This window comes from Mucilaginibacter sp. FW306-07-L (genome assembly GCF_058782065.1).
The window spans coordinates 494,603-512,019 of the sequence record NZ_JBYSXI010000003.1; the positions used below are offsets into that span (position 1 = coordinate 494,603).

A 17,417-nucleotide genomic window follows, 5' to 3' on the forward strand; every position below is an offset into this window, starting at 1 on the left:
AGTTCTGGTTTTACTCCTTTAGTTACTCCATCACACAGTTCTTTAGTTACAACAGCAACAACTCCATATTCAGCTTAATGCCTCCTCACTACTGCTAGCCACCAATTCGTCGTCATATTCTTTCAAACAGGTCCGATTTATCTCCTCTGTTTCATTGCCCATGGCTTCCCGGACAATGCTTACATCTACCTTCTAATGTTTTAAATTCGTCGCAAATGAATGTCTGGCATCATCCGAGTAAGCCCACTTACTACTTACTTAAAATTTTCTTGGTTACAAACTCATTAAAGAAGTGATCCCTGTAAATGTTGCCGATCGGTATTTCGTTTTCCCTTATATAAACGGTGTTGTTATCTACAGAATCTATGTTATTTACGTTGATGATGTAGGATTTGCTGACCCTGACAAAAGAGCTTTTTGGAAGCAATTCATGAATAGTTTTGATATTCATGAGTGTGATCACTTTCTGAGCTTCTAAATATATGATCACATAATCTTTTAAGCCTTCAATATATAGTATATCACTGAAATGCACTTTAAATATCCTGCGTTCGGATCTCACGAAAATATAATCCGTAGTGATGTTCTCAATATTGCTATTGGTATGTTCAGTATGGAATAATTTGCAGTACGTGTTGGCTTTTTCAACAGCTTTTTGAAAGCGCTCGAGTTTGACTGGTTTGATCAGATAGTCAATAGCGTCAACATCATAACTCTCAGAAGCGAATTCATGATAAGCGGTGGTAAACACCACCAAAGTGTTTTTAGGGATTGTTCGGGCAAATTCGATTCCGTTCACCCCAGGCATTTGAATATCAAGGAATACCAGGTCTACGGAATTTGTGGATAGAAAAGCTTTGGTAGCTTCTGCCCCGTTAAAAGAAGCGATGACATCCACACCTTCTGTCTGTTGAACCAACTTATGGATCGCCTTTCTTGCTAATGGCTCATCGTCTACTATAATGCAATTCATTTTATTGTTTTAAAGTTAAGGCAACGCAATAGGTTTCAGGATGGTCTTCTATCTGTAAGGTATGTGAAGAAGGGAACAGCAGTTCTAATCGCCTTTTGATGTTTGCCAAACCTAATCCTCCGGATTTATTAACTGCCTTCACTGCTGGTTTCGAGTTTACGCATTTAAAAAAGATCTCGTTATGGCGCACGTCAAAATAAAGATTCAAATAAGATAATTTTGCGGCGTCATTATTATGCTTTACAGCATTTTCAACAAACGATATAAATAATAAGGGGGGCACCTGAACACCGCTTAATTCGCCTTCTTTGGATATTAAAAAATTAAAATTGTCCCGTCTGACCTTTTCCAGATTCAGAAAATCTTCTAAGAAATGGATCTCAGAAGTCAGCAAAACCTTCTCTCTTGAACTGTCATAAAGCTGATAACGAAGGAGATCACTCAGTTTTACCAAGACCTGCGAAGCTTTTTTAGGGTCATCTTCAATTAATACATTGGCGTTATTAAGCATGTTAAATAGAAAGTGCGGATTGATCTGATTTTTGAGTTGTTCTAGTTCACTATTCGTATTCGCTAGTTCCAGATCATTGATCAGTCGCGCGTCTGCTATCCATTGCTGAAATAACTTGATCGCTGCGGATGCGATGATGAGCACCATCGTCATAAAAGAAAAGGTAAAAAAGTTAATAGTGTCATCTTCGTTTGGTAGCAGATACCGCTTAAACGACTCAGCAAAAATTTCGTGTATATAATACGAAAGAACCATACCCGAAAGCACGAAAAGACCATAATGCAGGTATTTGTTCCTGAATAAGAATTTTGGAACGAAAAAATACATATTACTGTAGGCGATCAGAATGATCTGAAGAAAAACAACCAGTCGGTTGTACGTCTCTAAGGGTTCTACATAGTCCGCGGGACTGTAATATAAAACAACGATACAAAAGATGATCAGTAATATATGCCGCTGGAACCGGTATTTATCTGAAATGATCAATTGAAGCATCCAATTAGTATCCATATGATCTTTTTGTAAACATATACTCATAAGCCTAAATTTTTGGCAAATCAAGTAATATGGCAGTAATAAAAATAAGTTACTATACCAAAGCCCATGAAATATATACCAAATAAGATCGCTGATCTTTTTTGCAGGTATGATACACGCCAGCGATCCGGCGTCAACAGAGATAGTGAGGCCTTAAGATATTGTTAGCGACACTTTTTGCAGACAATATACCAAAACCTTTGTGTCGGTTGATTTGACAGGTTCTTTTTGGGTTCGGTAACTTCTCTGTATTCAACCAATCCGTAATTACCAAAATCGGCTTGAATCGATTCGGGATCGTAGAAATACAAAGTGACCCCATAGTTCTTCTTAAATGTGTCTTTGCTAATCTCTTCGCCTTCGCGATATCTAAAGTCATTTTTCGAAATGGTAACGAAAACCATATAGCCATTGGTTTCAAGTTGATCATAACAATCGGCTATCAACTTTGATCGTTCTGCTGGTCCTAACAAATGAATTAAAGAATAACAGAATATACCATTATACAAGTCCTTGTCATAAGGCATTGAACTAACAGATCCGTGGTGGATTTTGAGGTTTTGTCCAAATTGCTTCTTTGCCAAGTCGATCGCCGTTGCAGATATTTCAATTCCTGCGATCCTAAACCCATGATCATAGAATATTTTAGCATTTCTACCGTAACCGAATCCGGGTATCAGTATATTTTTTAACCCATGCGCCTTAAATAATTCTACAGTTTCAGCCACCGAATCAGCTGGTTCCCATCCCCACATTTCCTGTTTGTTCTGAAAACTATTTTCCCAAAATTCTGCCATGTTGATGCTATGCCTCGATCTTATTCTTTCAAAACTTCAAATTTATATTCATTGTATCAAGAACCAATATTCAGATGTATTTCATTTTAAATACTCCAGTTTTGGTAGCGAAGCAACGAGAAGGAATTGTTTTCCTATATGGAATAGCTGCTTTAATATATATTCAATCACGTTTGGTATATATAAAAATTGCGGGTTCCTTTAAAATTTAGTTTAGCCGAAAATGTAATATTTAACGCTAAACTTTTATTAATGAAAAGCAGAACCCTGTCCGTCCTGATATTCCTTTTTGCATGGGCATCTCATGCCTATTCGCAGGAGAAAGCAACGCTAAGCGGCACGATCACCAACAAGTCCAATACAGAAACACTTATTGGCGTGAGTATTTATATCCCGGAGGCAAAAGTTGGCTTGACCACCAATTCTTACGGATTTTATTCTACAACGTTGCCAAGAGGAACTTACACCATTGTCATCAGCTATGTAGGTTATGATCGACTGCAAGATAGTATCAGGCTGACCGAAAACATCAGAAAAAACTTCGCGATGACGGAGAGTGCCAGGACGCTGGATGAAGTTTTGGTCAAATCCAGTACGCCGCAAACGAACATCCGAAAACCTGAAATGAGCACCAATAAACTCTCCATTGCCACGATCAAAAAGATGCCGGCTGTACTGGGCGAAGTAGATGTCCTCAAATCGATCTTACAGCTTCCCGGTGTAACCAATGCCCAGGAAGGAGCAACGGGATTTAATGTCAGAGGAGGTTCTGTAGATGGTAACCTGGTATTGCTTGACGAAGCGGTGGTATACAATACTTCGCATGTATTAGGCTTCTTTTCGGTTTTCAATGCGGATGTGATCAAAGACCTGAAACTTTATAAAGGCGGGATACCAGCTAATTTCGGCGGACGGGTATCGTCGGTACTGGATATTTATCAAAAAGAAGGGAACAACCAGGAGTTTCATGTCAATGGCGGGATTGGATTGGTGTCCAGCCGATTGCTTGTAGAAGGGCCTATTGCCAAAGGTAAAAGTTCTTTCGTGGTCGCGGGAAGGGGATCGTACGCCCATCTTTTATTAAAGGCGGCGGGTGAACCCAATTCAGCCTCTTTCTATGATCTGAACACCAAGTTCAATTACAAATTCAGTGAAAAGAACAACGTATTCGTTTCAGGCTACTTTGGCAATGACGACCTCAACCTGAATAACAGTTTTATAAATACCTATGGCAACAAACTTTTAAATGTCAGATGGAACCATATCTTCTCCAATAAGATCTTTTCAAATGCATCAGCCATTTATAGTGATTATGACTACCGGATCAAGATCAAAACCATTGGGATGGACTGGAAAGCAGACGTGAAGAACTATAATTTCAAGTATGATTTTAAACATTATGTTTCCAATAACCTCACATTGAACTACGGTATCAATTCGATCTACTACGATTTTAATCCCGGAACGATCAAGCCATACGGAGCCACATCAGCGATCAATCCGGATCAGATAGCGAAGAAGTATGCTTATGAAAATGCAGCCTACTTCAGTGCCGACCAACGCCTTTCCGATAAATTATCCCTGAATTATGGGCTTCGCTACAGTAACTTTCAGCGCGTAGGTGCGCAGGAGGTCTACACGTATGCCAATGACCGGCCAGTCATTTACAATAGGAATTTCCATGTCTATGAGGAGGCTGAAGCCACAGGAACGATCAACTATAAGAAAAACCAGAAAATAGCCAGTTTCGGGAATCTGGAACCAAGGGTAGCACTGGCTTACTCGCTGAACAATGATAATTCGATCAAGGCCAGCTATAACAGAATGAGCCAGTATATTCATTTGATCTCCAATACCGCATCTGCGACCCCGCTGGATATTTGGGCCCCTTCTGACAAATACCTTAAACCGGAAATTCTGGACCAGGTAGCATTGGGTTACTTTCATAATTTCAAAGACGACAAGTATTCCCTGGAAGCGGAGACATTTTATAAGAAAATAAAGAACAAGGCAGATTATATCGACGGCGCAGATCTGTTGGGTATTGACGCAATAGAGCGAGTGCTTTTGAACGGTGAAGCAAGGGCGTATGGCCTGGAAATGATGCTAAAAAAAAATACAGGTAAGCTGACCGGCTGGGTTTCCTATACACTTTCTAAAGCGCAGCAAAGGACACCCGGCAGAACTTCGGATGAGCCGGGTATTAACAACGGAGAATGGTACCGGGCGAATTACGATAAATTGCATAATCTATCCGTCACCGGTGCCTATTCGGTCAGTCCAAAATGGTCTTTTGGCGCGATTCTCACTTTCCAAACCGGAAAAGCAGCAACATTTCCTGATGGCAAATATCTGTACCAGGGCGTAACTGTTGCGAGTTACGGCGCAAGAAATGCGAATTCATTATCTGCGTACCACCGTTTAGATGTATCTGCGACCTATACGCCAAAACCAAACAAGAAAAAAGGCTGGCAGGGTGAGTGGAACTTTAGCATCTACAATCTCTATAACAGGAACAATGCAGCATCCTATTCTTTCAGGCAAAATGAAGAAACGGGACGGAATGAGACGAGAAGGATATCCATTTTCGGCATTGTCCCAAGCGTAGCTTACAACGTAAAATTCTAACAAATGCTCATCAAAATACGACAAACAATGAAATCACTTAAAATAATACTCTTACCGTTTATTGCACTGCTGATAACCGGATGCGAAAAGGCAATACAAGAAGATCTGAAAACAGCAGCACCAAGACTTGTTGTAGATGCCTCTATTGATTGGGTGAAAAATACAGCCGGCAATGAACAAAAGATCGTATTGTCAACCACCACAGGCTACTACAGCTCGGATTTTCCGGGTGTTTCCGGAGCCGTGATTACGATCACCAATGCTGCGAATATAGTCTTCAATTTCGTAGAAAAACCCGGGACAGGGCAATACATCTGTAGCAATTTTCTTCCTGTGATCGGCGAGACGTATAGCTTAAAGATCGTTTTGAACGGCGAGACCTACACGGCATCAGAAACTTTTACGCCAGTCTCTAAGATCGAGGACAAGATCGATCAGAATGACAAGGGTGGCGAAGCCGGTGATGAAATGGAGATCACCTTTTTCTACCAGGATGATCCTAATCAGATAAATTACTACCTGAACAGCATTACCCAGCCGCATTCCGTATTTCCTGAACTCGAAGTTGAAGATGACGAACACACCAACGGTAATTTAAATTCGGAATCCTATTCGCATGAAAAGTTGAAAGCCGGGGATCGCGTAGACATCAAATTGTACGGGATCTCTAAAAACTATTATAACTATATGTTCAAACTGATCGTGGCTTCCGGCAATGACGGGAACCCTTTCCCTACCATACCAAGTGCCGTCCGGGGAAACATTGTTAACCAGACCAATAGCCAGAATTATGCTTTCGGGTACTTCAGACTGGCGGAAGTAGCCACTAAAAGTTATACAATCAAATAACCCGATCTGATGAGCGGAGAGGAAAAACTCCGCTCATTCTATTGTTTACCAGTTCAGGGATTCCCGGCTATTATCCCACCACCGGAAGCGCCAATGCCAACTGCAAAAAATCCTTTCGTATTCACCGTTCAATAACAATTATATTGTTAACAGGTTTGATAGGAATAAAACATTACCAATGGCTAAATGGATTCGGATATCTTATATCCGCTAATGACAGCTCAATAGGTCTTGATCTTCAGCTGTCTTAAAAGTGTTCTCGGGTAGATAATTTTAGTTGTGAATGTGAAAATCCACTACCGGGGCAGGTGCTGACCGGCTGAAACTAAAAACAGCGGGTTTTAGCATGGTGTAAATAACAATTAAGACCTCCAAATTTAAACACTTTGATTCCACATGATCCACAAATTGAAATCGTATTAATTGATTCATATGCATTCATCTAATGCTTTAAAGGCCAGAGAATTATTAAATTTTTTATGACCTGACATTTCTGTATGTGGATTGGTTTTGACCTTTTATTTTTCCCAGTTTGCCTTCCAGCGTTCATACTCTTTGGGACTGACCCGATACCTCGCGAAGTTGCCATCATGAATGGCCAGTATCTCTGTTTCTACAGCTTCGATAAATTGATCCTGATCCGCTTCGGGTAATTCGCCGGCCTGGCCTTTAATGAGTGCGCTGGCGCCTGATGAATTCAGGCCTTCCAGTATGATCCTTCCGATCAACTCCCGTATTTGGTTTCGGTATTGCAGTTTGAATGGATCCGGTTCACCTAGGGATTGCCGGATTACGGCATAACGCGCAGCCGACCTTTCATAGGCCCAAAGGAAAACATCTTTCAGTAGGCTGACATTGTTTTGCTCATAAACGCCCAACATACCTTGGGTATAAAGATCATCGGGTACATCGATAAATGATAGCGGGGAAAGATTTTTTTTAACAAAGGAAATATTGGCTGCCAGGCGGGAAACACGCTTGTTGACATCATCGAATGGCTGCAGGTATGGCAAATGGACCATCATGAAAAAAGACTGTTCAAAGGGGTCGTCGATTTGTTCGGCTTTTTCTAAGATCAGATCGAAATGCTCATTTATCAATTGAGGTATTGCCGTTGGTGTATAGGCGGAACCTCCTATGCCCACAGCCATGGACCTTAATCTGCCCGGTGCTTGTGGATCGGGCAGTAAGTTATTGGCAAGCATCGCGTGTATATTCAACACGGTGTACCGGTTAAAGCCTATATCAGCCGCTGCTTGCACAATGAACTCAATGGCATCTTTATGATTGAGGATCATTTGCGCGTCCTTGGCAGACTTCGTATCATCTGCCATACCCTGGTCAATCAGCCTTGTAGTATCTAATAAGCTATAGGTATTTCCTTCCAGTCTGCTGGAGTTCCATGACAGGTCGATCAGGAGGCGGTTAAGGATCTGCTGAGCGTAGGTTCCCGCAGGCTGCTCCGATCGATTTCCGCCGATAGCCGCCAGCCTCGCCTTTTCCGTTTGTGTGAGATAGCTGTCGATGTTCGGCCTGTAAGACTCAAGAAATTGCCTTTCATAACTGACCGGCTCCCGTTGTTGTATTGGAGCAGTGACCCGGTCGCGAAGGTTGGCGCTTTCTTCGCTGATCGGTATAGGAACCTGGTTGGTCGCAACAGCAGCTTCCGCCGCGGGAGCCTTCTGAATAAGCCTGTAGATCGTAGCACGTGCGTTTCCACTGATCTGCACCGTACCTTGTTCTGATAATACAGCTAATCTTCGCTGGAGCGTGCGTTTTGAAATACCTGGGTTATAAGCTAATCCTAGCTCATCGATGCCCGTTCCTTCAGGAAAATGGGCTAAAGCCTTTAATAGGTTTTCATACGCCGGTATTTTTTTTTCTACCTTCATAGTATCGCGACGAAAATAATTTATGGCGATAAATTTAGTCATTTATTGTCGCGATATGCAGTATCGCGACAGTTTGGTTAAGATTTTGTCGCGATAATATAAATTGTATATATAACCATATTTTTGTCGCGATATAGTATCACGACAGTTTTTGGGGTAATTTTGTCGCGATACTTCGATTTGCGACCTTTGTAAGGTGTTTTTTTCGGAAAAACTTATTGTGACATTGATATAAGTGGACACGTGAAGGTCTGTCGTTTATAAATTAAAAATGCCTTCACTTAAGGTAAAATTTACTGATAAATAATAAAACTAATGGCTAAAATAGCATCAGCAAAACAGACCGGCGGCGGAGGATTTGATTTCGAAGATAAGGTGACTGCCTATTTTTTAGGTTACCTACTTATGGCTAAATTTCCATTGCAGATGGAACTTGGATCTGCCGGAACTGGAATCTGTCTGGTCTAAGATCCAAGGTTTTTATGAAAAGCCAGAAGGTGATCTGTTCGCGCATCTCAATCAGCGCTTGTCAAATATATTCGCTGGCATAGCCATCTTAGTAGACAACAAGAAAATAATAAGGGACGTTCATCCTGAATATTTTGAATGGATCAATCAGGTGGTATCCGATGTTTTGGAGAAATTTATATTTAACCTGCGTGACTCGACCATGGTGATAGGACCCAGTGGCTGGGAAGGGTTCGCAGCTATTTTTGTTCCTCATTTGTTCGCCGGAGATCCCCACGATAAGGTAAGGCGTCGTTGGATAGCAATCCTGGCACTAAACTTCAATAATGAGGCAGTAGGACGTCTGTTTAAAACAATCGCGGGATATTTTAAATTTTCGGACAAGATCTTTATTCAACTCCAGAACCTGATGATCCAGCGCTGTAATTTGGTAAGTCAGCATGCACCCCATCACTGGGATGAGGAAGTGGATTGGAAGGATATATTCAAAGAAATACTGGAAGCTTTTGTCAATGGAGATACGCAGGATACGCTGATCGATATTTGCAGTTTTCAAGAAAATGACTCTGAAGAAAACGAACCTGATGAAACACGCAGATTCCCTCGGAGAGGGATAAAGGTCAAGGAGCTTAGAGATCCAGGTATAGAAATTAGTTTATTGTACCCATCCCTCCAATTTCCCGAAATTGAAGTCATTACGGATGAAAAAGAAAGAGCGTTCATCATGGCTTGGTATCAAAAACTTATTCAGCTTCAAACTAATATTTGGGGGCCGGTGGATGAGGATGAACTACCATTAGATATTTCTCTTCATGATTTTGACCATTGGGTTATCTTGAAACTCTCTTTTATCCTGCCTAAAGTTAATGCTGCTGAAGCTGATTCACTATGGAAGCCATTGCTGGCATACGGTAATCGTAGCGCGAAATGGCTGATTTCTTTTTTTGATAATCTCCTGGTCTATAACTATCAAAAGCCAGAAAATTACGACGCACTAGGCGCGATTTGGAACGAAATGATCGATTATGCGCTGGCTCAGCCAACATGGAAATATGACCATAGATTTTACCATAATCATTGGGATCTGTGGCAGGGTGTTTTGGGAATTTCAAGGGTTCAGATGGAGGTTTGGAAAGCGGGATATCAGAAGCTTTTATTGAAATTCAGCCCTAAAACGATGTCTTATATAATTAGGTCCTACTCGAATAAAGAGGCAATTAATAAACTGGCCATTCTACTAAGGAGTCCTGGTGCAGCAAATTTCATTATCCCCGGAGTCTTACTGATATCTGCCCATCTCAAATATCAAGATGCGGTTGATAAAGAAGAGACGCCGTCTGGATTCGTAAGGGTTCCTTTTGATCATTACGATAGTGTGGCAAATACCTGCAGCTATCTATGGTCAAACCATAAACAAGCGATAAGAGATGATGGCATGACTTTCCTTTCGTTTAAAGACATCGTCATTCACCTGGTAGCTATTCAAAACCCTATCGGTCTGGATCTGCAAGACCGTTTAATAGAATAAGCCCTTGCTGGAAGTTGAATTTTGAAAAAAATAACAGCCGCTTAGATTTCTAAGCGGCTGTATTAATATCGAAGGATAACTAACTTTCAATTTCAAACATTAATCCAGCGCTTCTTCAATGCTGCTGGCAACTAACTCATCATCATACTCTTCAAGATAAACACGCGTCATCTCTTCTGTCTCGTGACCCATTGCCTCCTGTATAATACTTACCTCAACTTTTTTATGTTTTAAGTTTGTGGCAAAGGAATGCCTTGCAACATAAGAGGTCACATCGCGGGCAATACCTTTATTTTCTTTTATGGTTTTCAGAACCTCATTTAAGTCTTTTAGTGCACTATCGATTCGGGCATCGATCTTAGCCGCGGTATCATGCTCTGGTTTTAGAATGGGGAAAATATAGCCACCACCACTTTGAATTGGATAGGTTCTAAAAATATTTATGATCGCCATAGCTTTAGTGTGTAACTTAAAGTCATAAAGACGCTTGTTTTTGCTCCTTTTATAACGCAGGATATCGCAATTCAAATTGGTATCTTTTAGTTTGGCTATATCGTTAAAGTTAATCCCACGACAATAATAGCTGAATAGGAATATCTGCTGATAGCGATACTCTCTTGATAGATATTCTGCCTCATAACCTTCAATGAGTTTAATCTCGGCGGCTGAAATAGCCCTTTTACTGGTTTTGTATCTTTTGTACGGTTTGAATTTAATTGTTTTACTTGGATGGTGTTCTTTTGGACACATACCAGCTTTGATAGCAAGATTCCATATCCTGTAAAATGTCCGGAGATAGGCACTAATTGAAGTTTCTTTAAGGTCTTGCGCTATCATGTAATCTTCGAGGGCAACAAAATCTGCTTTAGCAAAACTGACAAATGAGCGGTCCGACTTGCCGAAGACATGCTTGAGGACGTATTCTTTTACATCCCTAAATGTATTGGCATAACCGACCCTGTCTTCGCCGTTAAGTTCGTGTATGATATTATCCGTAAAAGCATAGAGTTTTGCAGGTACAACCACCCGGTCTTTCTTTTTAACCTTAGCGATGAGGTCGGGTAGGGAAATGAATTCATGCCCGTTCTTTTTTAGCAGCTTAACCTCAAAATCGATCTCATCCAGATAATCCTCGATCTGCCTTGATGCTTTTCTGAATTGCGGGTGAGTAGGTGCTGGCATTTCTTTTTCAAAATCCCAATCTTCCGGTTTGGATTTATATCCTACAGAAAAAATTTTTTGTTCCTTGTAAAGGGTCAACCTGATCCTGATCTCCCGCTCGCCATTAGCATCTATGCGATCAGCTCTAAGCGTCACTTTTTTTAAAACTTCCATCACTTTACCTTTAAAATCACTAATTTTCCTTAATGTGGGATTACTAAAAAGCCAAAACCGCATTCCCGTGCGTGAATATGGGGTTACTATGGGATTACTAAAGTCGGGAAAATTGATTATTTAATGAAATTTAATGAAAAATAAATTTGATTAAAATATTGATAATGAACCAATTGAATGTATTTGAATATTATTGAATTTACCTAAATACTTTATGGCATGCAAGAGGTCATCGGTTCGACTCCGATATTCTCCACTTAAATTAAAGGCCTACAGTAAACGTAAGGCCTTTTTTTATTTTATTTAGTGAATCACAGCCCGATCAACCATCTTATTTGTCGCATCCGCCCCCTAGTTGTTAGCTTGTATATGTTGATCTTTACATTGTAAAAGTAATTGTATGAGAAAATTGATCGTGATCGTATGATCTCTTTGGACGGTGTTATACAGGCACCCGGCGGGCCACAGGAAGATTCCTCCGGCGAATTTGAATACGGCGGTTGGGTGTCTCCTTTTGGAGACGAAGAATATGGACAGGCCATTCTACAACAAATGAAACCTGCGGATTTGCTGCTTGGACGCAAGACGTTTGACATATGGGAACCCTACTGGCCTGGCCGTTCCGACCAATGGCCTGGCATAAATAAGGTGACCAAATATGTACTGTCCGGCACCCGCACGCATTCGGATTGGCAGCATGTGGTTTTTTTGAAGGATTTAAATGCTGTTAAAGCTGTAAAAGATACAGCAGGGACCGATATCAAGATTTGGGGTAGTTCCGAACTCGTTCAGTTGCTGTTACGCCATGACCTGGTGGATGAACTTTGGCTTAAAATACACCCCTTGCTGCTGGGCAAAGGCAAAAAGCTTTTTGGAAGAAATGCTTTTCCGCGCACATTTACGCTAACAGATAGCACTATTACATCAAAAGGTGTGATACTGGCCAATTACCGCCGTGCGGGAGTGGTTGAAACCGGAAACGCCGGGTCAGAGCGAAGTGATATAGGATAGCGGTTTTATATCATGCTTTCTAATGTTTTACAACTCATCTGCTTGATGCTGATATTTCTCAATAAAATGACCGGTTTCAAATAAAATGAGATTGGTTTTTTTGATTGTTCATATTTAATAAGTGTATATTGCACCACGCTATAGCGTTGATTTTTTAATGAGTGAAGCGCCTGTTCCCCCTAATGAGTTAAAGCGGATTGAAGCCTTAAATTCATACAATATTCTTGATACCCTTGCCGAAGCGGAGTTTGATGAGCTAACTAAACTGGCCTCACAAATTTGCGGTACACCTGTAGCCCTGGTAAGTTTGGTTGATAAAAACAGGCAGTGGTTCAAATCAAAGGTTGGGATTGATGCGCCCGAAACTCCCCGCGATCAGTCGTTTTGCGCGCACGCTATTCTTAATCCATCAGAAACCCTGATTGTTCAAAATGCCCGGTTAGATTACCGCTTCGCGGATAACCCGCTGGTAACCGGCGACCCGAACATCGTATTTTATGCCGGTGTGCCCCTGATCAATGAGGATGGCTATGCCTTAGGCTCGCTATGTGTAATAGACCGGGAAGAGCGGGTATTAACCGAGGGCCAGTTAGAGGCATTAGAGATTTTGACCAAGCAGGTAATGGCCAAGCTCGAAATAAGGCGAAAGGTAACCGAACTGGAGCGCCTTAATACCGCCCTGCTCGAATCAAACTTATTGATACAGCAGTTTGCCCGTACGGCGGCTCATGATATTAAAAACCCGATAAGCAGCATTATGCTCACCTCGCAATTGCTCGAACGCATTTTGCAGGATGCCAAACAGCGCGAACTGGCCTCAAAAAATGTGCAGGCATGCAAGCAACTGATCGGGCTGATAGAGGATATGCTTGCTTATGCCAAATCTCCGGCCATGGCCCTGATGCAGCAGGACGAGATTTCACTGAACGGCTTGCTGGACAAAGTGATTTGCCTGTTAAATGTGCCGGCTAATGTATTTTTTGATCTCCCGGCCGAGCCATGCATCATAAAAACCTCGGCGGTAGCTATGGAGCAGATCTTCTTAAACCTGCTGAGCAACTCCATACGTTATAATGATAAACCCCAGGTAAGGATAAAGGTACAGTACCGGGATATGGAAGGTTTTTATGAGCTGAAGGTAAGCGATAACGGAATAGGTATTTCGCCCGATCACCTGGAGCGTATTTTTGAAGAACGCTTTACCGGCGGCTCTATAGATCGCTTTCAGCAGCAGGGTACGGGCATTGGCTTGCATACCGTAAGGGCCCTGGTAAAAACATTAAGCGGTACTATCATGGCAGAATCCGTATTGGGGGAGTATACAAAATTGCATCTACGCATCCCAAAGGTGTAAGAGCTTTAGCAAATATATTATTAGTTATGTTACGCTATATTCCAACAGGCATTAGCCAGCAATTACTGCAATATGCCGGGATTCTGATATATATGTTTTTTCCATCATATAATTTAATCTGTTTAGCCAAATTGGTTATAAATACAGGTGATTTTTTATCAACTTGACATGTCATAGAGAAGTCTTGTGATTTTAAAAGCTTACCTGTTGCCACACTGTAAAATGTTATATGGGCTCTGTTTCTATGGCTATTAATCCTATCAACATTGATCCAATATTTATGAAACTTAAATGCGGTTTTAGGTATCTCATCAGGTATAATTATTAATTTGCGTGGAGAGGATGTCTCGCTCTGCAAAAACAAGGAAAGTAAAATCAACCCTAACATTATTACCTTCATATATTTAGTTCAGTTTAAATTGCACTCAATTTAAAGAATATCTTTTTAAAAAATGCTACCTTCGTTTTGCTAATATTTTTATCAAAATGATGCCTGTTGTTTTAGTTGTTATTGCTGTTGTTATACTGCTTATAGCGGTACTGTTGTTTGTTAAAAAACCCAAAGCCAATATCATTGATACCGATGAACTGGTACGCCTGAAAAACGAAGTAGACACGTTGCGCGTAGCATTGGCTAAGGCCGAAGAGAAGGCCAATGGCTTATCAGCCGAAAAAGAAAATATTACCAGGTTTTTAAAGGAAGAAAAAGACCGGCTGGTTGCTGAATTGGTGCAGGAGCGAGAAAAATTGGGTCAAGCCAATCAATCGTTAGAGAGCGCCCGCTCTTACTTTAAAGCACAACAGGAAAAACTGCAGGAACAAAAGTCGGACATTGAGCAAACCCGTCAGCATTTTCAGCGCGAGTTTGAAAATGTAGCAGAAAAGCTGTTGAAAGAAAAATCAAAAGAGTTTATCGACGTAAATAAAACCAACCTCGACCACATACTTGCCCCGCTAAAGGAAAACCTGAAGGTTTTTGAGGAAAAGGTGGACAAGGTGTACAACATGGAAGCCGCCGAGCGTAATACCCTTAAAGGTGTTATTACCCAACTCATGGAGCTAAACCGTCAGATAAGCGACGAGGCACAGAACCTCACCAAAGCCCTGAAAGGCGATAATAAGCGCCAGGGTAATTGGGGTGAAGTGATACTGGAGCGTGTGCTGGAACGCTCGGGCCTGGTAAAAGACCAGGAATACCGCATACAGGCCAGCATGACCACCAATGAGAATATGCGTTTGCAACCCGATGTGGTGATAGACCTGCCTGATGAAAAGCATTTGATCATCGACTCCAAGGTATCATTAGTAGCGTACGAGCGTTTAGTAAACAGCGAGAGCGAGGAAGAACGCAAGCTGTATTCAAAGGCGCATATCGAGTCGATCAGGAGCCACGTGCATAACCTGTCATCGAAAAACTACCACGATCTGTACCAGATCAACTCACCCGATTTTGTGCTGCTGTTCATCCCTATCGAATCATCATTCAGTATAGCGGTGCAGATAGATGCCGAACTGTTTAGTGATGCCTGGGATAAACGGGTGGTAATTGTTAGCCCCTCAACCCTGCTGGCCACCCTGCGCACTATTGCCAGTATGTGGAAACAGGAACGCCAGAACCGCAACGTGCTGGAGATAGCCCGCCTGAGCGGCGAGATGTACGATAAGTTTGTGGGTTTTGTTACCGATATGGAAAGCATCGGCAAAAACATTAAACAAAGCCAGGACGCTTATGACAAAGCCCTTAACAAGCTGGCCGATGGCCGCGGCAATCTCACCATCACAGCCGAAAAGATCAAAAAACTGGGCGCTAAGGCCAATAAGCAGATCGATCAGAAATACATAGGCGAGGAATAGTTAATATTGCTTTTATAGAATGTCAATTAATCTGTTTATTATTACTATTGATAATTGACCATGTATAAATATATCCTCTCCATTACCCTGCTTGCCGGTAGTATACAGCTCAAGGCCCAGGTGCCGGGCTCGGCTTTTGATGTGCAGCATTATACCTTTAACCTAACGCTTAGCGACCAAACCGACGAGATAAAAGGCATGGCCGATGTGCAGCTATCCCTGTGCCGTGATGTAAAGTCGGTCGGGTTCGATCTGGATAACAAAGCATCTACAGGCAAAGGCATGCAGGTGCTTGCTGTTACCGAGGGTGGTAAAAAACTTGACTATACGCACCAGGATGGTAAGTTGATTATTAATACCACAGTAAAATCAGGCACAAACCATACCTACCGCATCGCTTACAGCGGTGTACCCGCTGATGGGTTGATCATCTCCAAAAACAAATATGGCGACCGCACCTTTTTTGGTGACAACTGGCTGCGCCGGGCACGTAAGTGGCTGCCCTGTGTAGATGATGTGGCCGACAAGGCCGGGGTAGATTTTATAGTAACAGCTCCGGCCCATTACAGCGTTCTAGCCAACGGACTAAAATTAAGCGAAAAGCAAGTCGGCGATCATAAAACCACGCACTGGCATGAGGATGTGCCTGTATCAACCAAAGTAATGGTTATTGGCGTGGCCGATTTTGCCATCAGTACGCCCGAGTTTGTAAACCAGGTGCCGGTTAATGCTTATACTTTTAAGCAGGATAAAACAAAAGGCTTTAAGGCTTATGCCTGTGCCCCGGAGGTACTGAACTTTTACAATCAGCAAATAGGCGCTTATGCTTATAAAAAGCTGGCTAACGTACAATCAAAAACAGTTTTTGGCGGCATGGAGAATGCCAGCAATATATTTTACTACGAGAACTCGGTAAACGATAAAGCCATTGAAGCGCTGGTTGCACATGAAATAGCCCACCAATGGTTTGGTGATGCCGCTACCGAAAACGGCATTGCCGATGTTTGGTTGAGCGAGGGCTTCGCTACTTACTTTACCCATTATTACCATGAGCATAAATACGGGGCTGATAGTTTGAGAAAACGCATGTTGATTGACCGGGCTGGCATATTCGCGTTTGAAAAGGAACGTATGACACCCGTAGTTGATACCACCAGGGAGAAGGAAGATATTACCCTGCTTAATACCAACAGCTATCAAAAAGCAAGCTGGGTGCTGTACATGCTTCGTCGCAAAATAGGCGATGACGCGTTTATAAAAGGGATACGTACCTACTACAGCACGTATAAAAACGGTAATGCCGGCACCCAAAACTTCAGGGCGGTAATGGAAAAATCGAGCGGGCAGCAACTGGAGCAATTTTTTAAACAGTGGCTTTATACTGCCGGCCACCCCAAACTGCGTATCAGTTACGAAACGGATAAAACCAACCATGGTATTCACTTGCATGTGGAACAGATGCAGAATGAGGTTTACCAACTTACCGTTGATCTGAAAATTGGCAGCACGCTTTTACCGGTTGAGTTAAAGGACAGGGTGCTTGACCTGAATATTGCCGCGCCAACAGAACCAGGGGCGCTTTTGGCTGACCCTGATGTGAATTTGCTGGCCGAGTATGAGGTGATCAATAAGGATAAATAATAGACAACATATACAAAGGTGAGGGATAATCACGCTACC

The 17,417-nt window shown here is 42.0% G+C and carries 13 protein-coding genes; 8 read left to right on the forward strand and 5 right to left on the reverse strand.

Features of this window, described 5'->3' with window-relative positions; genetic code table 11:
• Positions 1-250 precede the first annotated feature (250 nt).
• The 3 genes from AC3WJC_RS17350 to AC3WJC_RS17360 all read right to left on the reverse strand — a co-directional run bounded on the left by AC3WJC_RS17350 (position 251) and on the right by AC3WJC_RS17360 (position 2,818).
• Entirely contained in the window at positions 251-973 is a 723-nt protein-coding gene (locus AC3WJC_RS17350) for a LytR/AlgR family response regulator transcription factor (protein ID WP_492400376.1), read from the reverse strand.
• A 1-nt stretch (position 974) separates the two neighbouring features.
• The gene (locus tag AC3WJC_RS17355; RefSeq protein ID WP_492400377.1) at positions 975-1,631 is read right to left on the reverse strand and encodes a sensor histidine kinase; all 657 of its coding nucleotides are present in this window, start codon (positions 1,629-1,631) and stop codon (positions 975-977) included.
• 554 nt (positions 1,632-2,185) lie between these two features.
• A complete protein-coding gene (locus AC3WJC_RS17360) occupies positions 2,186-2,818 on the reverse strand; it encodes a class I SAM-dependent methyltransferase (protein ID WP_492400378.1) in 633 nt (210 codons plus the stop codon).
• Positions 2,819-3,070: 252 nt separating this feature from the next.
• Between AC3WJC_RS17360 and AC3WJC_RS17365 the strand changes: the two genes are divergently transcribed.
• Positions 3,071-5,446 carry a TonB-dependent receptor gene (locus tag AC3WJC_RS17365; RefSeq protein WP_492400379.1) on the forward strand — a complete coding sequence of 792 codons (2,376 nt, stop codon included), beginning with the start codon at positions 3,071-3,073 and terminating at the stop codon, positions 5,444-5,446.
• A 27-nt stretch (positions 5,447-5,473) separates the two neighbouring features.
• Positions 5,474-6,295: a DUF4249 domain-containing protein gene (locus tag AC3WJC_RS17370; protein WP_492400380.1), complete on the forward strand. Its 822-nt coding sequence runs from the start codon at positions 5,474-5,476 to the stop codon at positions 6,293-6,295.
• Between the two features lie 518 nt (positions 6,296-6,813).
• Here the strand turns inward: AC3WJC_RS17370 and AC3WJC_RS17375 are convergent.
• On the reverse strand, positions 6,814-8,229 hold the full coding sequence (locus tag AC3WJC_RS17375) for a Fic family protein (protein WP_492400381.1): 1,416 nt from the start codon (positions 8,227-8,229) through the stop codon (positions 6,814-6,816).
• A 273-nt stretch (positions 8,230-8,502) separates the two neighbouring features.
• Here AC3WJC_RS17375 and AC3WJC_RS17380 point away from each other — a divergent pair, with 273 nt between their 5' ends.
• A complete protein-coding gene (locus AC3WJC_RS17380) occupies positions 8,503-8,655 on the forward strand; it encodes a hypothetical protein (protein ID WP_492400382.1) in 153 nt (50 codons plus the stop codon).
• On the forward strand, positions 8,621-10,183 hold the full coding sequence (locus AC3WJC_RS17385; protein WP_492400383.1) for a hypothetical protein: 1,563 nt from the start codon (positions 8,621-8,623) through the stop codon (positions 10,181-10,183). The genes AC3WJC_RS17380 and AC3WJC_RS17385 overlap by 35 nt, the downstream gene beginning before the upstream one ends.
• Before the next feature lie 99 nt (positions 10,184-10,282).
• Here the strand turns inward: AC3WJC_RS17385 and AC3WJC_RS17390 are convergent, their stop codons facing one another.
• Complete coding sequence (locus AC3WJC_RS17390) at positions 10,283-11,518, reverse strand: tyrosine-type recombinase/integrase (RefSeq protein WP_492400384.1); 1,236 nt, start codon at positions 11,516-11,518, stop codon at positions 10,283-10,285.
• Between the two features lie 423 nt (positions 11,519-11,941).
• Between AC3WJC_RS17390 and AC3WJC_RS17395 the strand changes: the two genes are divergently transcribed.
• The 4 genes from AC3WJC_RS17395 to AC3WJC_RS17410 all read left to right on the forward strand — a co-directional run bounded on the left by AC3WJC_RS17395 (position 11,942) and on the right by AC3WJC_RS17410 (position 17,378).
• Positions 11,942-12,529 (forward strand): dihydrofolate reductase family protein, encoded by a 588-nt coding sequence (locus AC3WJC_RS17395; protein ID WP_492400385.1) that lies wholly within the window; start codon positions 11,942-11,944, stop codon positions 12,527-12,529.
• A gap of 157 nt (positions 12,530-12,686) precedes the next feature.
• Positions 12,687-13,883, forward strand: a complete 1,197-nt coding sequence (locus AC3WJC_RS17400) for a GAF domain-containing sensor histidine kinase (RefSeq protein ID WP_492400386.1) — start codon at positions 12,687-12,689, stop codon at positions 13,881-13,883.
• 486 nt (positions 13,884-14,369) lie between these two features.
• The gene (locus tag AC3WJC_RS17405) at positions 14,370-15,737 is read left to right on the forward strand and encodes a DNA recombination protein RmuC (protein ID WP_492400387.1); all 1,368 of its coding nucleotides are present in this window, start codon (positions 14,370-14,372) and stop codon (positions 15,735-15,737) included.
• Between the two features lie 60 nt (positions 15,738-15,797).
• Positions 15,798-17,378 (forward strand): M1 family metallopeptidase, encoded by a 1,581-nt coding sequence (locus AC3WJC_RS17410; protein ID WP_492400388.1) that lies wholly within the window; start codon positions 15,798-15,800, stop codon positions 17,376-17,378.
• Positions 17,379-17,417 lie beyond the last annotated feature (39 nt).

Coding starts and splice junctions, on each gene's coding strand:
- AC3WJC_RS17395 (WP_492400385.1), top strand. CDS start 11,942: ATGATCTCTTTGGACGGTGTTATACAGGCACCCGGCGGGCCACAGGAA.
- AC3WJC_RS17390 (WP_492400384.1), bottom strand. CDS start 11,518: ATGGAAGTTTTAAAAAAAGTGACGCTTAGAGCTGATCGCATAGATGCT.
- AC3WJC_RS17375 (WP_492400381.1), bottom strand. CDS start 8,229: ATGACTAAATTTATCGCCATAAATTATTTTCGTCGCGATACTATGAAG.
- AC3WJC_RS17350 (WP_492400376.1), bottom strand. CDS start 973: ATGAATTGCATTATAGTAGACGATGAGCCATTAGCAAGAAAGGCGATC.
- AC3WJC_RS17360 (WP_492400378.1), bottom strand. CDS start 2,818: ATGGCAGAATTTTGGGAAAATAGTTTTCAGAACAAACAGGAAATGTGG.
- AC3WJC_RS17365 (WP_492400379.1), top strand. CDS start 3,071: ATGAAAAGCAGAACCCTGTCCGTCCTGATATTCCTTTTTGCATGGGCA.
- AC3WJC_RS17370 (WP_492400380.1), top strand. CDS start 5,474: ATGAAATCACTTAAAATAATACTCTTACCGTTTATTGCACTGCTGATA.
- AC3WJC_RS17400 (WP_492400386.1), top strand. CDS start 12,687: ATGAGTGAAGCGCCTGTTCCCCCTAATGAGTTAAAGCGGATTGAAGCC.
- AC3WJC_RS17405 (WP_492400387.1), top strand. CDS start 14,370: ATGATGCCTGTTGTTTTAGTTGTTATTGCTGTTGTTATACTGCTTATA.
- AC3WJC_RS17355 (WP_492400377.1), bottom strand. CDS start 1,631: ATGGTGCTCATCATCGCATCCGCAGCGATCAAGTTATTTCAGCAATGG.
- AC3WJC_RS17410 (WP_492400388.1), top strand. CDS start 15,798: ATGTATAAATATATCCTCTCCATTACCCTGCTTGCCGGTAGTATACAG.
- AC3WJC_RS17380 (WP_492400382.1), top strand. CDS start 8,503: ATGGCTAAAATAGCATCAGCAAAACAGACCGGCGGCGGAGGATTTGAT.